Annotated in this window: 18 protein-coding genes; 8 read left to right on the top strand and 10 right to left on the bottom strand. The window is 64.1% G+C overall.

The annotated features are described in order from the left end of the window. The first annotated feature begins 2 nt into the window (after positions 1-2). The 3 genes from ABIC09_RS30660 to ABIC09_RS30650 all read left to right on the top strand — a co-directional run bounded on the left by ABIC09_RS30660 (position 3) and on the right by ABIC09_RS30650 (position 2,104). On the top strand, positions 3-167 hold the full coding sequence (locus tag ABIC09_RS30660) for a hypothetical protein (protein ID WP_187435087.1): 165 nt from the start codon (positions 3-5) through the stop codon (positions 165-167). Positions 168-395: 228 nt separating this feature from the next. Then, positions 396-1,127 (top strand): 4'-phosphopantetheinyl transferase family protein, encoded by a 732-nt coding sequence (locus ABIC09_RS30655; protein WP_354085019.1) that lies wholly within the window; start codon positions 396-398, stop codon positions 1,125-1,127. After that, complete coding sequence (locus tag ABIC09_RS30650) at positions 1,124-2,104, top strand: LLM class flavin-dependent oxidoreductase (RefSeq protein WP_354111596.1); 981 nt, start codon at positions 1,124-1,126, stop codon at positions 2,102-2,104. Before ABIC09_RS30655 ends, ABIC09_RS30650 begins: the two co-directional genes overlap by 4 nt. On the opposite strand, the gene ABIC09_RS30645 is transcribed toward ABIC09_RS30650, so the two are convergent. Genes ABIC09_RS30645 through ABIC09_RS30635 form a run of 3 tightly spaced genes read right to left on the bottom strand, consistent with a single transcriptional unit; the run spans position 2,101 to position 5,118 of the window. Further along, positions 2,101-2,940, bottom strand: a complete 840-nt coding sequence (locus ABIC09_RS30645; protein ID WP_354111595.1) for an ABC transporter ATP-binding protein — start codon at positions 2,938-2,940, stop codon at positions 2,101-2,103. The genes ABIC09_RS30650 and ABIC09_RS30645 overlap by 4 nt on opposite strands. Beyond that, positions 2,937-3,737, bottom strand: coding sequence for an ABC transporter permease (locus ABIC09_RS30640; protein ID WP_354034788.1), 801 nt, complete (start codon positions 3,735-3,737; stop codon positions 2,937-2,939). The genes ABIC09_RS30645 and ABIC09_RS30640 overlap by 4 nt, the downstream gene beginning before the upstream one ends. A 4-nt stretch (positions 3,738-3,741) precedes the next feature. Continuing rightward, the gene (locus tag ABIC09_RS30635) at positions 3,742-5,118 is read right to left on the bottom strand and encodes an ABC transporter substrate-binding protein (RefSeq protein WP_354111594.1); all 1,377 of its coding nucleotides are present in this window, start codon (positions 5,116-5,118) and stop codon (positions 3,742-3,744) included. Here ABIC09_RS30635 and ABIC09_RS30630 point away from each other — a divergent pair. Both ABIC09_RS30630 and ABIC09_RS30625 read left to right on the top strand, forming a co-directional pair. Further along, on the top strand, positions 5,117-5,470 hold the full coding sequence (locus ABIC09_RS30630) for a hypothetical protein (protein ID WP_354111593.1): 354 nt from the start codon (positions 5,117-5,119) through the stop codon (positions 5,468-5,470). The genes ABIC09_RS30635 and ABIC09_RS30630 overlap by 2 nt on opposite strands. After that, a complete protein-coding gene (locus ABIC09_RS30625; RefSeq protein ID WP_354111592.1) occupies positions 5,467-6,306 on the top strand; it encodes a Crp/Fnr family transcriptional regulator in 840 nt (279 codons plus the stop codon). The genes ABIC09_RS30630 and ABIC09_RS30625 overlap by 4 nt, the downstream gene beginning before the upstream one ends. A 10-nt stretch (positions 6,307-6,316) precedes the next feature. Here ABIC09_RS30625 and ABIC09_RS30620 read toward each other — a convergent pair whose 3' ends face one another. From ABIC09_RS30620 to ABIC09_RS30610, 3 genes are all read right to left on the bottom strand, one after another. Further along, complete coding sequence (locus ABIC09_RS30620) at positions 6,317-7,342, bottom strand: histone deacetylase family protein (RefSeq protein ID WP_354111591.1); 1,026 nt, start codon at positions 7,340-7,342, stop codon at positions 6,317-6,319. Positions 7,343-7,468: 126 nt separating this feature from the next. Then, positions 7,469-8,410 carry an SMP-30/gluconolactonase/LRE family protein gene (locus tag ABIC09_RS30615; RefSeq protein ID WP_354111590.1) on the bottom strand — a complete coding sequence of 314 codons (942 nt, stop codon included), beginning with the start codon at positions 8,408-8,410 and terminating at the stop codon, positions 7,469-7,471. Beyond that, entirely contained in the window at positions 8,367-10,442 is a 2,076-nt protein-coding gene (locus ABIC09_RS30610) for a PQQ-dependent sugar dehydrogenase (RefSeq protein WP_354111589.1), read from the bottom strand. The genes ABIC09_RS30615 and ABIC09_RS30610 overlap by 44 nt, the downstream gene beginning before the upstream one ends. 206 nt (positions 10,443-10,648) lie before the next feature. Between ABIC09_RS30610 and ABIC09_RS30605 the strand changes: the two genes are divergently transcribed. Both ABIC09_RS30605 and ABIC09_RS30600 read left to right on the top strand, forming a co-directional pair. Continuing rightward, entirely contained in the window at positions 10,649-10,882 is a 234-nt protein-coding gene (locus ABIC09_RS30605) for a DUF6894 family protein (RefSeq protein ID WP_187435083.1), read from the top strand. Between the two features lie 9 nt (positions 10,883-10,891). After that, positions 10,892-11,068: a hypothetical protein gene (locus tag ABIC09_RS30600; protein WP_187435082.1), complete on the top strand. Its 177-nt coding sequence runs from the start codon at positions 10,892-10,894 to the stop codon at positions 11,066-11,068. A 21-nt stretch (positions 11,069-11,089) separates the two neighbouring features. On the opposite strand, the gene ABIC09_RS30595 is transcribed toward ABIC09_RS30600, so the two are convergent. Next, positions 11,090-11,356, bottom strand: a complete 267-nt coding sequence (locus tag ABIC09_RS30595) for a hypothetical protein (protein WP_354111588.1) — start codon at positions 11,354-11,356, stop codon at positions 11,090-11,092. A 90-nt stretch (positions 11,357-11,446) separates the two neighbouring features. Between ABIC09_RS30595 and ABIC09_RS30590 the strand changes: the two genes are divergently transcribed. After that, positions 11,447-13,036 carry a gamma-glutamyltransferase family protein gene (locus ABIC09_RS30590; protein ID WP_354111587.1) on the top strand — a complete coding sequence of 530 codons (1,590 nt, stop codon included), beginning with the start codon at positions 11,447-11,449 and terminating at the stop codon, positions 13,034-13,036. On the opposite strand, the gene ABIC09_RS30585 is transcribed toward ABIC09_RS30590, so the two are convergent. The 3 genes from ABIC09_RS30585 to ABIC09_RS30575 are packed head-to-tail and all read right to left on the bottom strand — an operon-like array spanning position 13,033 to position 15,713. Then, complete coding sequence (locus tag ABIC09_RS30585; RefSeq protein WP_354111586.1) at positions 13,033-14,319, bottom strand: NAD(P)/FAD-dependent oxidoreductase; 1,287 nt, start codon at positions 14,317-14,319, stop codon at positions 13,033-13,035. The genes ABIC09_RS30590 and ABIC09_RS30585 overlap by 4 nt on opposite strands. 12 nt (positions 14,320-14,331) lie before the next feature. Then, the gene (locus tag ABIC09_RS30580; protein WP_148753311.1) at positions 14,332-15,063 is read right to left on the bottom strand and encodes an amino acid ABC transporter ATP-binding protein; all 732 of its coding nucleotides are present in this window, start codon (positions 15,061-15,063) and stop codon (positions 14,332-14,334) included. After that, positions 15,060-15,713 carry an amino acid ABC transporter permease gene (locus tag ABIC09_RS30575; RefSeq protein WP_148753310.1) on the bottom strand — a complete coding sequence of 218 codons (654 nt, stop codon included), beginning with the start codon at positions 15,711-15,713 and terminating at the stop codon, positions 15,060-15,062. Before ABIC09_RS30575 ends, ABIC09_RS30580 begins: the two co-directional genes overlap by 4 nt. Between the last annotated feature and the right edge of the window lie 19 nt (positions 15,714-15,732).

Here is a 15,732-nt window from a genome sequence, read left to right as displayed (position 1 = left end):
TTATGGGTTTCATCAAATTTACCAAGGGTACCTCGCTGAGCGACAAGGACCGCAAGGCCCTGCAAAAGCTTCTCTCTGACGAGAAGAAGAAGCTCCAGTCCGCTCTAAAGGACGTCGACACCAGCCTTTCGATGCTGGGCGGCAAGAAAGCCAAGAAGAAAAAGTAAGACTTGTCGGCCGGGACGCCGCACGAATCTTCAAGTTCATTTCCAAATTTAGGCCGCTCGCCTGTCGAGTTGGGGTCTCGCACAAGCTTGAACCTGTAAACCGGCCAGCAATCGACAAGAATTTGCCTGAGTGGACCGCTAGAAGCGGTCGGCTCAGTTGCTTCCTGTTTGGTTGATTCTTCGGTCAGGGCCGGATTTGGCCTCCGCCTGACGCTATGGGCCCAATTGATGGCAGACGACGAAATTGAACTGTTTGTCGGACTGATCGAGAGCATCGAGACGCCGGGCGCGGTCGAATCGTGCCGGCGGCTGCTCTCCGTCGATGAACGGATACGCGCCGACCGCTTCATGTTTGAGCGGCATCAGCGGCAATATATCTTCGCGCACGCGATGTTGCGCCTGGCGCTCTCGCACGCGGCCCCCGAGATCGAGCCGACCGACTGGTCGTTTTCGACCGGCCGCTACGGGCGGCCCTTTGTCGCGGCGCCCGCGACTTCGACGGCACTGCATTTCAGCCTGTCCCATGCCGACGGCTGCGTAGCTTGCGTCGTCTCGAAGCACGAGACCGTCGGCGTCGACGTCGAGACCGTGTCGCGGCGCGTCGCGCCACTCTCCACCGCGCTTCGCTTCTTTGCGCCGGAGGAGGTCGAGACGCTGCGCGGACTGCCGGAGCCCGCCGCGATCGAGCGCTTCTTCGACTATTGGACGCTGAAGGAAGCCTATCTGAAAGCCAGGGGTTTTGGGCTCAACCTGCCGCTCGACGCATTCGCGATGCAGGTGTCGCGAGAGGCGATCGAGATCAGCTTCAAGCCCGATATCTCCGACGATCCGGCAGGTTGGCACTTCTCGCTGTGCTCGCCCTCGCCCTCGCATCGCCTGGCGATCGCCGACGGCTCCGGTGCGGCCGGCGGCCTTCGCATCACCCGCAACGCCTGGCCGCTCCGGGAAGCGGCGGAATGATTCCGGCGCGGCTGCGCGTCTTTCCCGCGATCTCGCGCAACCGCGATCCCCAAAAATATGTCGGCGAGCTGATGCGGGTGGCGGAGTTCGCCGACCGCAACGGTTTCGAAGGCATTCTGCTGTTCGAAGGCAATGACGTCTTCGTCGAGCCCTGGGCGATGGCCCAGCACATCCTGGCCGCGACGACGCGATCTTCGCCGTTGATCGCCGTCAATCCGGTCTACATGCACCCGTTCACAGCGGCGAAGTTCGTGTCGTCCTTTGCGCAGCTCTACGGCCGCAAGGTCTATCTCAACATGATTACGGGCACCGCAATCAGCGACTTGGAGGGACTTGGCGACGAGCAACCGCATGCCGACCGCTATGTCCGGCTCGGCGAGTTCGTCGCACTGATGCGCGAGCTGCTCGCGAGCCAGCGCCCGGTCAATCTCGAGGGTCGGTTCTACCGCGCCAGCAATCTGCAACTCCGGCCGCGCTTGCCGACCGAGCTGATGCCGGAATTTTTGATCGCGGGGCAGTCGGAAGCGGCGCGGCGCGTCGCAGAGGAGACCGGCTGCATCAAGATGCAGATGCTCCCGCCCGACCTCGATCGCGGCCTCAACGCCCCCGGAATGAATTTTGGCATCTTCGCGCGCGAGAGCAGCGAGGAGGCGCGGCAGGCGGCGAAGGCCCGCTTCCGCGACAACCCTGATGACCGCGACCTGCTCGCGCTTACGGTGGAGAATTCAGATTCCGTCTGGAAGCGACGATTGTACGAAGGCCAGACCGGCGAGCTCCACGACAATGGCTATTGGCTCTTGCCGTTCCTCACCTTCCAGGCCGACTGCCCCTATCTCGTCGGCAGCCATGCCGAGATCGGCGCGAAGCTGAAGGAGTTTGCCGCGAAGGGCCTCACCACGATCATGCTCGACATGGTTGCGGACGAGACCGAGATGCAGCACGTCTGCAAGGCGTTGAGGGCGAGCGAACTATTCTAGGTCGGCACGCCCAGCGGGCTGAGCCGCGCCATCGGCTCGCTGCCTTCTGGCCGCCGCAGAAGCTGCATGACAAGACGCTTCAGGCGCACGAACTCGGGTTCGGTGACGAGATCCTGGCTCCGTGGCCGAGCAAACGGCGGCACGATGTCCTCGATCACCCGGCCAGGCCTTGCGCTCATCACGACGATGCGATCGGCGAGGAACAGCGCCTCGTCGATGTCGTGGGTGACGAACACCGTGGTGGTCGGGATCTTGCCCCAGATATCGAGCAGGACCTCCTGCATCATGCCGCGCGTCTGCGCGTCGAGCGCGCTGAAGGGCTCGTCCATCAGCAGCACCCGCGGCTGGTTGATCAACACCCGCGCAATCTCGACACGCTGCTGCATGCCGCCCGACAGCTGCGCCGGGTAAAATGCCTCGAAGCCGGACAGACCGACCAGCTTCAGGATTGCATCCGCCGCGCGATTGCGCTCGGCTTTTGCAAGGCCCCGCATCTTCGGGCCGAAGGCTACATTGTCCCGCACCCGTTTCCACGGAAACAACGTGTGCTGCTGAAACACCATGCCGCGGTCCGGGCTCGGCCCCACGACCGTCTGTCCGTCGACCGTGAGCCGGCCTGCCGTATTCGGCAGATGTCCGGCTAGCGCGCCGAGCAGCGTGGACTTGCCGCAGCCGGAAGGCCCAAGAACACAGACGAGTTCGCCCGGCGAGATCGAGACATCGAGCCCGCTCACCGCCTCGAACGCATCGATTCCCTCTCCGAGCGAGATCGAGACATCAGCGATGTCGATAAGGCCGACGCTTTGCGTGCCGATATCCGCAACCCGAATATTCATCGCACCACCTTCGGACTACGCCAGGGCATCGCGAGCCGTCCGGCCGTCGTCAACAGCCAGCTGGAGCCCATCCCGAGCAGGCCGATCACCAGCATGCCGACGATGATGTCGGCATAGTTCTGAAGCGTGTAGGCCTCCCAGGTGTAATAGCCGATGCCGAACTGGCCCGAGATCATCTCGGCGGTGACAAGGCAGAACCACGAGGTGCCCATGCCGATCGCAAGACCGGTGACGATGCTGGGCGCGGCGTCCGGCAGCACCACCTCCTTCAGGATCGCCAGCTCCCCGGCGCCAAGACTGCGCGCGGACGCGACCAGCCGGCGATCGACATTCGCAACACCGTGGACCGTGTTCAGCACAATCGGAAACAGCGCACCGATGAAGGTGATGTAGATCATCGACAGCTCGGACGACGGGAACATCAGGATCGACAGCGGTATCCACGCCACCGCCGGAATCGGCCGCAGCAATTCCAGCGGCGGCAGCAAGAGGTCACTCGCAGCGCGCGACCGGCCGATCGCAAAGCCGAGGACCACGCCGATCACCACCGCCGCCCCATAGCCCGCGAACACGCGCCAGAGGCTGCTGGTGATATGCGCCGCCAGCTTCGGCGAATGAAACAGGGCGACAGCGGATTCGACGACCTCGACCGGTGGCGGCACGTTGCGGAAGGTGACGATCCCCAGATTGAGATGCATCACTGATGCGACTTGCCACAGCGTGATGCAGGCCAGGATCGAAAGGCCGCGGACCACCCATCGGATGCCCGCAGGCCGCGCCGGTTGAGCGATCGCCATGGCCCTACCGGCTCGCGACCAAGGATTCGCGCGCAGCGGCGAAGTCGAGCACCGTCCCGCCATGCTGCTTCGACCAGCGCTCGGCCCCCTCCTTGAGCAGGAACGCATTCAGCTCACCGTTCTGGGAGCGCACGAACCACGCCTGGTTTGCGAACAGCTTGATGCCGCTTTCGCGATCCTGCGCATAGACGACGCGGGCGGTCTTGCCGTCCTTCTCGAGTCCGGCGAGCGCCTTCAGCGCGTTCTCGGGCGAGGCGTAGTGGCGCACATGCGGCTCATCCTTGACCCAGATCTGTGCCACGCGACTGAAGTCGCTGATCTCAGCGCCCGTCGCCGCATCCTTGGCGCGAAGCGGAAGCTGCGCATAGTTTTTCAGCCCGGCGTCATAGTCGCGGCCGGCCTGCGCCGCTGCAATGCGAATATACTTGTCGGTGACGAACTGGTTGATATCGAGATCGCTGTCCGCGCGCTTGAGCAGCTTCAGCGTCTTGATCGAGGTGGCGACCGCCTGGCGGTATTCCGGCTTCCAGGTGACATCGCGGGTCTGAAGACCGAGCGGACCGTGGAAGAGGTAGTCGACCTCCGCCTCGATGCCGGTCACCTTCGCGATCAGCTCGCTATATTTCTCCGGCTCCTCCGCGATCAGGCGATCCGCCTCGAGCGCAGCACGCAAATAGGCGACCACGATCTCCGGATATTTTTCGGCGTAGTCAGCGTCGACGAGTGAACCGTGGAATGTTGGTGCATTGGCCTGTGCACCGTCAAAGATCTTGCGCGCAAAGCCGCGCCACGGAAACAGCTCAGCGAACGGGACGAAGTCGGCATGTGCCTCGATCTTATTGGCCTGCAAGGCCGGCCCGGCGACTTCCGGTGCCTGCGTGATGATGTTGACGTCGGTCTGGGGATTCCAGCCCTTGGCCTCAATGGCGCGGAGCAGCATGCCGTGCGAGGTCGAGGCAAAGGGAACGGAGATGGTCTTGCCCTTGAGCTCATCGAGCGACTGCACCGGCGAGCTCGACGGCACCACGATTCCGTTGCCGCTGCCCTTGGTGCTGCCGGACAGCACGCTGATAAACAGGCTGCGACGCCCGGCCTTCTGGAACGCAACGCCGTTCAGCGAGCCCGGAAAATCCGCCATCGCGCCGAAATCGAGCTTGCCCGCGACCATCTCGTTGGTGAGCGGCGCGCCGCTCGTAAAATTCTTCCACTGGATGTCGTAGGTCACATCCTTGTACTTGCCGTCACGAGGCAGGAACTTCTCCAGCAGCTTGAGCTCGCGAATGAGCAGCCCGCCGGTCGCGCAGTTGATGGTCGTATCCTGCGTCCCGACCGCAACCCGGATCGTCTCCGCCCGCGACGGTCCGAACATGGCGACGGTCATGACCACGACGGCCGCACTGAGTCTCAAAGAGCTGAAATCGATCATCGAACTGTCCTCGGCAGGCCGGATCCATGCCGGCAGCGACGCGAACCGTCACTATCGAAGGCGCGACGCAGCGGTTGAAGCAATTACTTGCATCGCGAGCATAGAGCGCTGGCGTCATGATTCCGTCGCGCGCCGGCGCAAAGGATTTTCTCAGGACCATGCAATCGACAGAGGAATCGTTTCGTCTCCGTTCGGCGCGCATATCAAGCTTTGCTATGTGATTTGGAACGATCGCAAAGAGATGGACATCGCACCATCTCCGCACTTACCTGTTTGCAAGACCTCGTTGAGCTCAGGATTGGGATGACCATTCTCAAGGAAGCTGCCGTGACCGAGCCTGCCGCTTTTGCCCAGCGGCCACATGCAGGCGTGCGGTTCGACTGGCCCGGCCGCGAGAAGTCGCGGCGGTCCCGCAGCGCACGTACGACGACCACAAGCTCGGCGCTGTTCATGAGCGAGACGATCGACGGCTTGAATGCCGGCGCGCATTTCCTCGATCGCTTGTCCGCGCCGGAACAGGCGCGCGTGCATGCGGCCGGCCGCACGATCACGGTGCCGCAGGGCGAGATGGTGTTCAGCCAAGGCGACGGCCACGACGGCATCTTCATCATCCGCCGCGGCCAGGTGCGGGTCTACTACACGGCACCGTCAGGCCGCGAGATCACGCTCGCCTATTGGACGCCGGGACATTTCATCGGCGGTCCGGAGATCTCCGGTGGCGGCATTCACATGTGGTCGGGCATCGCCATCGAGGCCTGTGAGATCGCGGCGCTGTCGGGCCCGGCGCTCGAGAAGCTTCTGACCGGCATGCCGCAATTCGCACTGGCGCTGATCGACGGCCTCATCGCCAAGGGCAAATGCTATTCCTCGATGGCACAGATCCTCGGCACGCGATCGGTGATCGAGCGGCTGGCGCAGCTCCTGCTCACCTTGTCGGAGCTGCACGGCATTGCCGATGGCGACACCGTCGTCATCAACCGCAAGATCACCCATGACCAGATCGCGGCCATGGTCGGCTCGACCCGGCAATGGGTCACGATGATGCTCAAGCGCTTCCAGAACCGCCGCATCATCGCCATCGATGGCAGCTCCATCCGGATCAGGCGGATCGACCTGCTCGAGCAGATCCTGTTCAAGGATTAGGGCGAGACAATCACCGCGCCTCTTCGAATCCTGCCAGCACTGAAGTCAGGTTCGCACCCAGAATATCCGAGAGATAACCGCCTTCCTGCACGAACACGGTCGGCAGGCCCATCTTCGCGATGGCCTGGCCGATGCGGCGGAAGCCGGGCGTGGTGACGGCGAGGCCCTTCAAGGGATCGTGCTCCGAGGCGTCGAGGCCGAGCGCGATCACGAGCGCGCCGGGCGCGAAGGCTTCGATCGCCTTGCACGCGACATCCATCGCCTGGATGTAGCCGTCATCGCCGGTGCCGATCGCCAGCGGAATGTTGAGATTGGTGCCGAGGCCTGGACCTTCGCCGTGCTCGTGCGCATAGCCCCACACATAGGGATAATACGCGATCGGATCGGCGTGGATCGAGACCGTGTAGACGTCCGGCCGCGCGTAGAAGATGCCTTGCGTGCCGTTGCCGTGGTGGACGTCGACGTCGAGAATGACGACACGCTCGTGCTTGAGCCGCAGATGGGCCGCGGCAATCGCGCTGTTATTGAGGAAGCAGAAGCCGCCGGCCATGTCGCGATAGGCGTGATGGCCGGGCGGACGGCAGAGGGCGTAGGTCGCGTCCTCGCCGTCCATCACCATCTGCGCCGCCGTGACCGCGACGTCGGTCGCGGCGCAGGCCGCGTCCCAGGTGCCCGGGCCGATCGGCGCCGCGGTGTCGGCGGTGTGCCAGCCGAGCTTGCCGACAATGTGGGTGGGATAGGTCGCGGCATGTCGCACGGGATGGATGTTGCCGATCATCTCCGGGCCGGAATCGCCGAGTGCTTTCCAGGCGTCCCAGGCTTCACTCAGGAACGACAGATATTCGGGGCTGTGAATGCGCGCGCGCGGGCCCTGGCCGAATGTCGTCTGCTCGACCAGTTGATGCTTGCCGTCCTTCAGGCCCTTGAGCAGGCGGTCTGCGCGCTCAGGCTGCTCGGTGGTGCGCTTGACGACACCGCGAACCAGGAAGAATTGCGGATCGTGGCTGCGGTGCAGTTCGGTATGGACGGCTTTCACTCGATACTCCGTGGTCGCATTGACGATGCCCGCAGATGTCTAAATCCCTGCGGCGGCCAGATGCAAGCAAGAAGAATGCCGTCTTCACGGCACGGCCCTGCGCCAACGACAGATCGCGTCTGATGCTCAGCAGCGCTCGCGCTGGAGACAGTGCTCGCGGCCCTGCTGGTCGGTGCGGAAGGATTCGATAAAGCCGCCCTGACGCTGGGTGACGAAGACGGTTTTGCCGTCGCTGCCGCCGAAGGCGAGATTGGTCGGCTCCTTGGCCCTTAGCGCGATCTCGCGCTCGACCGCCCCGTTGGGCTTCATCAGCGCGATCGTCCCCTTGAGGATGCGCGCGACGTAGAGGCGGCCGGTGATATCGGTACGCAGGCCGTCGATGGTGTCGGGCTGGAATGCCTTGACGAGCTTCGCGTCGGTGAGCGCGTTGCCGCGGATGGCGTAGGACCAGACCTGGCCGTTGCTGGATTCACCGACGTAGAGCGTGTTGCCGTCGGGGCTGAGATCGATGCCGTTGGTGGTGCCCATCGCCCGCGGCGCCGACATAACCTGTCCCTGCACCGTGCCATCGGCGGCTTTCGCAATGCGCCAGACGTGGCCTTCGCGACCTTTCCAGTTCGGATCGGTCGCATAGATCGTGCCGTCGCGGGCGATGGTGATGTCGTTGGGCTGGTTCATCTCGTCGGAGTGAAACCAGACGCCGGGCTCGGCGCTACCCTTCGGGATCGCAAAAATGTTGTGCTTCTTGTAGTCGGCGATGAACATCGTGCCGTTGCGATCGAAGCGGATGGCGTTGCCGACGCTGCCCTCGGGAAGCGCCGTGAAGGCCTCCGACGCCGTGCCACCTGCGGGCAATCGGCCGATGGTGCCGGGCTTGCCGAAATTGACGACGAAGAGGTTGCCATCGAGATCGGCGGCAGGCCCTTCGATGCCGAACGTATATTCGCTGGCCGGCGTCACCTGCACGCTTTCGAACAGCTTCGTCTCGGCCGCGACGAGCGGCGTGGCGACGACGAGCAGGATGCTACTGCACAGGCACCAGAAATTCCTGCCGGATGAAATAGCCATCGTCGTCGCTGCACTCGCCATTCAAGTAAGGATCGGCCGGCCGGAAGAATCGACTGAAGCCCGGTTTGTCTACAGCGTTCCTTTGTGTCACGACAACGACCTTGGCGGCCGGTATTTCGCCGCATTCCTTGTTCGCCTTGCCATAAAACTTGCGCTGCGGCAGGCCGAGCTTGATGCGCATCGGCGTTCCCGGAACCATCTTGGCAACGAGCTGATCCGCAGTCGTGAGCAGAGCCGCATAACCGGGCTCGGTCTTGGGCAGGCTCTCGCCGCCCGGCGGCATCAGCTTCTCCGCGCCAATGCCGCGCAGCCGCGTGCGCAGCTTGCCGGACTCCGGATCGCCCGGATAGATCCAGCCATCCTGCGACAACATGAAACGGAGCACGGTCGCGTCCTTATCGGCGTCCGACTGCCCCGCCTTCAGACCGAAATCGGAGTGACAGCCGACGCAGTGCTTTTCGACGAGGTTTTTGCGCAGCGTGGCGAGCCGGACCTTGTTTTGCGGATCCCTGGCGACGAAGGCAGCGAGCTGGTCGATCAGCGCCTGGCTGCGCGTGTCGCAGGGCAGCGGCGGCGGCGGATCGCCCGCGGCGCGATCGATGCGGATGATCGTCTGGTTCTTGTCCTCGACCAGCCAGATCGCACCGTCCTCTGCGACCGTGATGCCGACCGGCGCGCCTTGCGGCCGCGCACCATTGACGCGGTGCCAGCCGGCGATCAACTCCTCGAACGACGCGGCGGCGACATCTCCGGCGTCGGTCTGAAAATTGTGAGTCGGATCGGCCGCACAACTGACGTGGTAGCGCACCGGCGCCGGCGCGGGTTTTGGAAAACCGTGGTCGTCGACGTCGTAGATCAGCACGCGGCTGCCGGTCGGGCGATAACCGTGCAGGCCGACCAGCAGCTTGCCTTCGAGCTCCGGAAATTTGGCGCCGTGATAATACAACATCGCGAGCGGCGCACCGTGGGGCGGCAGCAGCGAGAACGGCTGCTTGTAAAGCGCGTTCGCCGTGCAAAGCGATTTATAGACGCCGGATTGCAGCACGCGCTTGAACTCGGGACTCGGCGTCGACAGATCATAACAATAAGGCCAGCCGTAGTGCCTGCCCCGCTCGATCGCGTTGATCTCCTCGTTCGGCTCGAAGATGTCGGGCAGATCGCGGCCGTTTTCGCCTTGCAGGAACGCGTAGCCGGCGTCGGGAAAGTTCGGGTGCAGCGCCAGCGCCATCGAGTTGCGCAGGCCCCGCGCGTAGACCGTATGCGGCGGATCGGGATCATTCGGCTTCAACGCCGGGAAGACGCCCCCCGACGGCGGCGTGAACAGCCAGATCGCAGCCATGGCGGAAGAACCTTCAGCCGCCGCGCAAGGTCTCGTGATCGGCGCCGGCGTGATGCAATCGTCGCTGTGGGCGCCGACATTGACGAACAGCCGCCCGTTGCGATCGAACACGAACTGCTTGAGGGGGTGCGCGCTCTCGTCGAGCTTCGTGCCGTCAGGCAGCGTGATGCGGCGGCCCGGCATGTGACGAATGATGGTCTCGACCGTGCCGCGCGGATCGTCCGCGAGCGGATCGAGGCGGAAGATGGTCTCGGCGGTCGAGGCGTAGAGCTTCTTGTCCGGACCGATCACGAGGCCGAACGGATATTCGACCCCGGTCAGGAGCTCCTTGAAGCGCTGCCCCTGGGCAGCGTGCGGGTCGAGCAGCAGCAGCCGGCCATCGGCATGACCCCAACCGCCCATGTCGGCGACCACGAACAGGTCCCGGCCGGGCACCTGGATGATCGACCGCGGAAATTTCAGATGGTCCTCTTCGCTGGCGACGAGGCCGGCGCAAAAGCCGGCCTTCATATCGATCTGGACCTTGGGAAAGGCGAGATCGCCGCTGCCGCAGGTCTCCGTTCCCACCGCGTAGCCGCTTTTCCTCACGGGGTCGGACGCAGCCAGTGAGCCAAAGCCGTGCAGGACTGCCGCAAAGGCGACGACACCTACGCACAAGCTTCGGCGTCCAACCTGGAATGTGAGATGATTCACTGGGCCTCCCGGACGTTCGGTCGAAGGTTGTTCCATGCCCGCCAGGCGCCGTCCAGTTGAACATCACCCGCCTGTGATCAAACCCGCAAGGCGCGTGGTGCCGACCAATCTCCGTAGATTCCCTTACCGGGCTTGGCCCGAATATTTTTCGTTCTGTTCGGGTGGTATCGATATGCCGTCCAAATCGCTTTCCAGAGGAGGCGTGCATGGTTCAGATGTATTTCCACTGCTCGAATGCCGAAGGCACGCTGATCGATCGTTACGGCACGGCAGTCGCCAACCTGACCGAGGCGCGCGACCGCGCCGCCCAGATCATGCGCGCGATGATCGAGACGCCCGGCGCCGAGGATTGGCGTGATTGGGTGATCCATATCAGCGACGACGACGGCGAGGAGATTTTCGATCTTCCCTTCACCGCCATGCTCGGCAAGCCGCACTGAGGTGATGCCATGCTGCTCGCGTCATTGACTCTGCTCCGCCAGCCCCTCACCTTCGTCGCCACCAAATGGCAGAAGCTGGTGCGGATCGCAGGCAACCCCTACCGCCCCGAGCTCTACTACATGCGCGGCCCTGGCCCAAAATGGCACGCCAAATATCAGGCCAGCCGGCTGAACCGCGAGCTCTGAGCGCAGCCCGCTCCTTCTCGCCTACTTCCCCGTAAACTTCGCCTTGCGCTTCTCGACGAAGGCCTTGGGGCCTTCGATAGCGTCGGCGCTTGTGCGGATGATGGCCTGAAGTTCGATCTCACGGCGGAACTGCGCCTCGTAGCTGGTGTGCTCGCTCTCCTCGACCAGTGCGCGCGTCGCGACCGGCAAGCGCGCCGAGCGGACCGGCGTCATTGCGTTCGGGCTCTCCGGCTCGTCGAGCGTCAATATCCCGACGGCGCCAACCCGCGCCTGTTTCACACCTGCCATGTCGTTCCTCCCGGTGGATGTTCTCGTTGAAGGCGATGTGCCATTGTCAGCGCGCGCGAAGCAACGATAACCGAAGACACAAAACGACTCATGCCTCATCAGTTCAGCCTCAACCAAACCGTCCGCAAGCCCGCCGTCACCTCCAAGGGCGGCATTGTCGCCTCGCAATCGCGGCGGGCGGCCGAGGTGGGAGCGCAGGTGCTGGCAGCGGGCGGCGACTGCGTCGACGCGATCGTGGCGACCACCTTTGCGCTGAATGTTCTGGAGCCCTGGAACAGCGGCATCGGCGGCGGGGGCGCGATGGTGCTCTACCGCGCCAAGGAAAATCGCTACGAGGTGATCGACTATGGCATGTGCGCACCGCAAAGCCTGCGTGCGGCCGATTATCCCATCACCGGAGAACGCGCCGCTTCCGACCTGTTTCCGTGGCCGCGGGTGAAGGACGACCGCAACGTTCACGGCCCCGGCGCGATCGCCGTGCCAGGTGTCGTCGCCGGCATGGAGGAGGCGCACCGTCGACACGCCCGGATGACGTGGAAAGACCTGGTCGCTCCGGCTGCGGCGCTCGCCGGCGAGGGCCTGCTGGCCGACTGGTGGACCGCGCTGACGATCGCGGGCTCGGCGGCAGATCTTCGGCGCTATCCCGCGAGCGCGGCAATGTTTTTGCAGGACGGCCTGCCCCCGAGCCCGCCCTGGAGCATCGAGGCTGAGATCCGGCTACCGCAGCACAATCTAAAGGCGACGCTGTTGCACCTCGCCGAAGCCGGACCGCGCGACTTCTATCAGGGCGATCTCGCCAAGAGCATCGCGTCCGACATCAGGGCCGATGGCGGCTCGCTGTCGGTCGAGGATCTCGCCGCGTTCCGCGCACATCTGCGCGAGCCGCTAGCGATCCCCTATCGCGGCGGCAAGGTGCTTGCGACGCCCGAACTCACCGCCGGGCCAACCATGGCGCATGCGCTGCGCCTGCTGCAGCAAGGTCTGAAGCCGGCCGGCACGCCAGATGCGGCCGCCTATGTCGAATATGCGCTCGCCTTGCAGGCAGCCTATCGCGAGCGGCTCAAGGACATGGGCGATGCCGACGGCAAGCGCGCGCTCGGCGCCGAATATCTGGCGCCGGCCTGCACCACGCATTTCTCCGTGGTGGACCGAGACGGCAACATTGCCGCGGTGACGCAGACGCTGCTCTCGTCCTTTGGCTCGAAATATGTGACGCCGCACACCGGTATTCCCATGAACAACGGCATCATGTGGTTCGATCCGACGCCTGCTACCACCAACTCGCTCGCCCCCGGCAAGCGCTGCCTCACCAACTACACACCTGTTATTGCCGAGACCAAGGACGGCAAGCGCCTCGCAGTTGGCGCTTCCGGCGGCCGCCGCATCCTGCCTTCGGTGATGCAGCTCGTGTCCTTTGCGATGGATTTCGACATGGACCTCGATGCCGCCATCCATCAGCCCCGCATCGATTGTAGCGAAGGCGCGCTCGTGCTCGGCGACACGCGGCTGCCTGCGGATGTACGCAAGGCGCTTGCCGCACGCTTCGACTACAAGGAAGCGCCGGTGCAGACCCTGCCGATGAAGTTCGCCTGCCCGAGCGTTGTGATGCGCGACGGCGACATCAATTCCGGCGCAGTCGAGATCTTCCAGCCCTGGGCCGATGCGGTGGCGGAAAGCTAGATCCCCAGCCGGTCGCGCACGCGGCCCGTGATCACCGCAGTCGTCACCCCGACCGGCCAGAACGCGTGCATCGGGATCGGCTTGATCCCGGTGACGGGCATATCGATCTCGGCCTTGGCTCCGCCGATCAAACGGCGTGCGAGCTGCGCGCCCATCGCGGTCGAGAGCGCGACGCCGCGACCGTTGCAGCCGAGCGAGATCAGGATGTTCTCCGCAGGTTCATGCACATGCGGATAATGATCTTTGGTGATCGCGAGCCGGCTGTTCCAGCCATGGGTCCAGGCCACGCCCTTGAGCTGTGGCCAGAGCCGCTCGGCGTAGCGGACGAGATAGGCGACGTCGTTCGGCGAATTGATCCAGCGCATCGGTCCGCGGCCGCCCATCAAGAGGCGGTTCTGCTGATCGATGCGGTAATACACCGTGATGTGGCCGCTCTCGTAGAGGACGGGACGCGTCGGCATGATCGAGCGCGCGACATCGTCCGAAAGGGGCGCGGTGGCTGCGATCGAAGAGAATACCGGCACGATGGTGCGGCGAAGTGCGGGCCAGAGATCGTCAGTGAAACCGTTTGTGGCGAGCAATATCTTATCAGCATGCACGACCGCGCGCGGCGTCTCGATGCGCCAGCGGCTGCCGTCGCGCCGGAGTGATAGCGCCGGCGTCTCGCCATAAACCTTCGCGCCGGCGGAGATCGCGGCGCGCGCGAGGCCTCGGGCGTAGCTGAGCGGATGCAGGTCGCCACCGCGGGTGTCGAGCATGGCGCCGATGTAGCGATCCGTGCCGGTCATCTCGCGCAGCTGCTCGCGGTTCAGATACGACACCGGCATGCCGCGGCGGATGCATTGCTGTGCGGTCTTCTCGATCGCGGCGGCGCTGGCCTCATTATAGGCCGCGCGCAGCGTGCCGTTCTGCCGCGCCTCGCAGGGGATCTGGTAGCGCCGGATCAAATCGTGCGTGAAGTTCGTCGTGCCATAGGCAAACTCGATCATGCGGCGGCCAAGCTCCGCGCCGAAATCCGCCTCGATCTGATCGGGATCGTGCTTCAATCCCGGATTGGTGTGGCCGCCATTGTTGCCCGACGCGCCCCAACCCGGCTCCTGCGCCTCCAGCACCAGCGCCCCGACCCCCTGCTCCGCCAGATGCAGCGCCGTGGACAGCCCCGTATAGCCGCCGCCGACGATCGCGACGGAGACGGTCTTGTCCGCGTCGAGCGGCGGCGTGGCCACCGGCGCGACAGCGGTGTCCGCATAGAGCGAGGGCGGCAGAGGCAGGCGCGTAGTCATGGCGAAATCCGGTCAGAGCGGATGCAGGACGCGGCGCAAAAAGTCCTGCGTGCGCGAATGCTGGGGTTGGTTCAGCAGTGTTTTGGCCGGCCCCTGCTCGACGATGACGCCGCCATCGATGAACAGCACGCGATCGGCGACGTCGCGGGCAAAGCCCATCTCGTGGGTAACGACGACCATGGTCATGCCGTCGTCGGCGAGCTTGCGCATCACACCGAGGACGTCGCCGACGAGCTCCGGATCGAGCGCCGAGGTCGGCTCGTCGAACAGGATCGCCTTCGGCTGCATCGCCAGGGCCCGCGCAATCGCGACGCGCTGCTGCTGGCCGCCGGAAAGCTGCGGCGGATGCGCGTCGGCTTTCTCGGCCAGGCCCACTTGCGCAAGCAGTGCGCGGCCGCGCTCGAGCACCTGGACACGCGGCTCCCTCTTCACGAAGAGTGGCCCCTCGACAACGTTTTCGAGCACCGTCCGATGCGGGAACAGGTTGAAGCGCTGGAACACCATCGAGACCTGGGTGCGGACTTTCACGATCGAGGCCGCATCGCGGTCGACCTTCAGGCCCTCGATGTTGATCTCACCACGATCGTAGCTTTCAAGTCCGTTGATACAGCGCAAAATGGTGGACTTGCCCGAACCTGAGGGACCGATGATGCAGACCACCTCGCCCTTCTCAACGTTCGCGGTGATGCCCTTGAGCACCTCGTTCTGGCCAAAGCTCTTGTGGACGTCGGTGAGCTCGATCATTTCTTGCCCGCCCGCTTCTCGAAGTGGCGAACCAGCAGGATCAGCGGAATGCTCATGGTGAGGTACATCAGCGCCACCATCGTGAACACGTTGGTGTTCTTGAAGGTTGATGACGCAATCAGCTTGCCCTGAAGCGCGAGCTCGGCGACCGTGATGGTCGACGCCTGCGAGGAATCCTTCAGCATCATGATCATGACGTTGCCGTAAGGTGGCAGCACGATGCGCACTGCCTGCGGCAGCACCACGCGGCGCATGGTCACCCACCAGCCCATCCCGATCGACTGGGCCGCCTCGATCTGTCCCTTGTCGATCGCCTCGATGCCGGCGCGGAAGTTTTCGGCCTGATAGGCCGAATAAGCGATGCCGAGCCCGAGGATCGCGGCCTGCAACGCGCTGAGCGTGACGCCGAGATCGGGCATCACGAAGTAGAGATAGAACAGCAGCACGATGATCGGGATGCCGCGGATCACGTTGATCAGGCTGGCGCTGAGCATCGACAGCACCTTGATGCCGGAGACCCGCATCATCGCCCAGATCAGGCCGAGCACCGTCGAGAGCAGCAGCGAGCCGATGGTGACGACGATCGTCAGCGCGACGCCGCTCATCAGGATCGGGAAGAACTCGACGGCGTCGTGCCAGAAGCCTCTCATCGGGCAACCTTCGATGGAC

Source organism: Bradyrhizobium sp. S3.12.5 (assembly GCF_040548225.1).
Taxonomy (GTDB): domain Bacteria; phylum Pseudomonadota; class Alphaproteobacteria; order Rhizobiales; family Xanthobacteraceae; genus Bradyrhizobium; species Bradyrhizobium cytisi.
Note: the sequence above shows the minus strand (reverse complement) of the source record. Positions and strands in the feature narration are given on the sequence as shown.

What these genes read in the sequence shown, in the direction of transcription:
- ABIC09_RS30595 (WP_354111588.1), bottom strand. Translation starts at nt 11,356, where the DNA reads ATGGCAGGTGTGAAACAGGCGCGGGTTGGCGCCGTCGGGATATTGACG.
- ABIC09_RS30650 (WP_354111596.1), top strand. Translation starts at nt 1,124, where the DNA reads ATGATTCCGGCGCGGCTGCGCGTCTTTCCCGCGATCTCGCGCAACCGC.
- ABIC09_RS30585 (WP_354111586.1), bottom strand. Translation starts at nt 14,319, where the DNA reads ATGACTACGCGCCTGCCTCTGCCGCCCTCGCTCTATGCGGACACCGCT.
- ABIC09_RS30600 (WP_187435082.1), top strand. Translation starts at nt 10,892, where the DNA reads ATGCTGCTCGCGTCATTGACTCTGCTCCGCCAGCCCCTCACCTTCGTC.
- ABIC09_RS30630 (WP_354111593.1), top strand. Translation starts at nt 5,117, where the DNA reads ATGACCACGACGGCCGCACTGAGTCTCAAAGAGCTGAAATCGATCATC.
- ABIC09_RS30590 (WP_354111587.1), top strand. Translation starts at nt 11,447, where the DNA reads ATGCCTCATCAGTTCAGCCTCAACCAAACCGTCCGCAAGCCCGCCGTC.
- ABIC09_RS30625 (WP_354111592.1), top strand. Translation starts at nt 5,467, where the DNA reads ATGACCATTCTCAAGGAAGCTGCCGTGACCGAGCCTGCCGCTTTTGCC.
- ABIC09_RS30605 (WP_187435083.1), top strand. Translation starts at nt 10,649, where the DNA reads ATGGTTCAGATGTATTTCCACTGCTCGAATGCCGAAGGCACGCTGATC.
- ABIC09_RS30645 (WP_354111595.1), bottom strand. Translation starts at nt 2,940, where the DNA reads ATGAATATTCGGGTTGCGGATATCGGCACGCAAAGCGTCGGCCTTATC.
- ABIC09_RS30660 (WP_187435087.1), top strand. Translation starts at nt 3, where the DNA reads ATGGGTTTCATCAAATTTACCAAGGGTACCTCGCTGAGCGACAAGGAC.
- ABIC09_RS30635 (WP_354111594.1), bottom strand. Translation starts at nt 5,118, where the DNA reads ATGACCGTCGCCATGTTCGGACCGTCGCGGGCGGAGACGATCCGGGTT.
- ABIC09_RS30575 (WP_148753310.1), bottom strand. Translation starts at nt 15,713, where the DNA reads ATGAGAGGCTTCTGGCACGACGCCGTCGAGTTCTTCCCGATCCTGATG.
- ABIC09_RS30615 (WP_354111590.1), bottom strand. Translation starts at nt 8,410, where the DNA reads ATGGCTATTTCATCCGGCAGGAATTTCTGGTGCCTGTGCAGTAGCATC.
- ABIC09_RS30580 (WP_148753311.1), bottom strand. Translation starts at nt 15,063, where the DNA reads ATGATCGAGCTCACCGACGTCCACAAGAGCTTTGGCCAGAACGAGGTG.
- ABIC09_RS30640 (WP_354034788.1), bottom strand. Translation starts at nt 3,737, where the DNA reads ATGGCGATCGCTCAACCGGCGCGGCCTGCGGGCATCCGATGGGTGGTC.
- ABIC09_RS30655 (WP_354085019.1), top strand. Translation starts at nt 396, where the DNA reads ATGGCAGACGACGAAATTGAACTGTTTGTCGGACTGATCGAGAGCATC.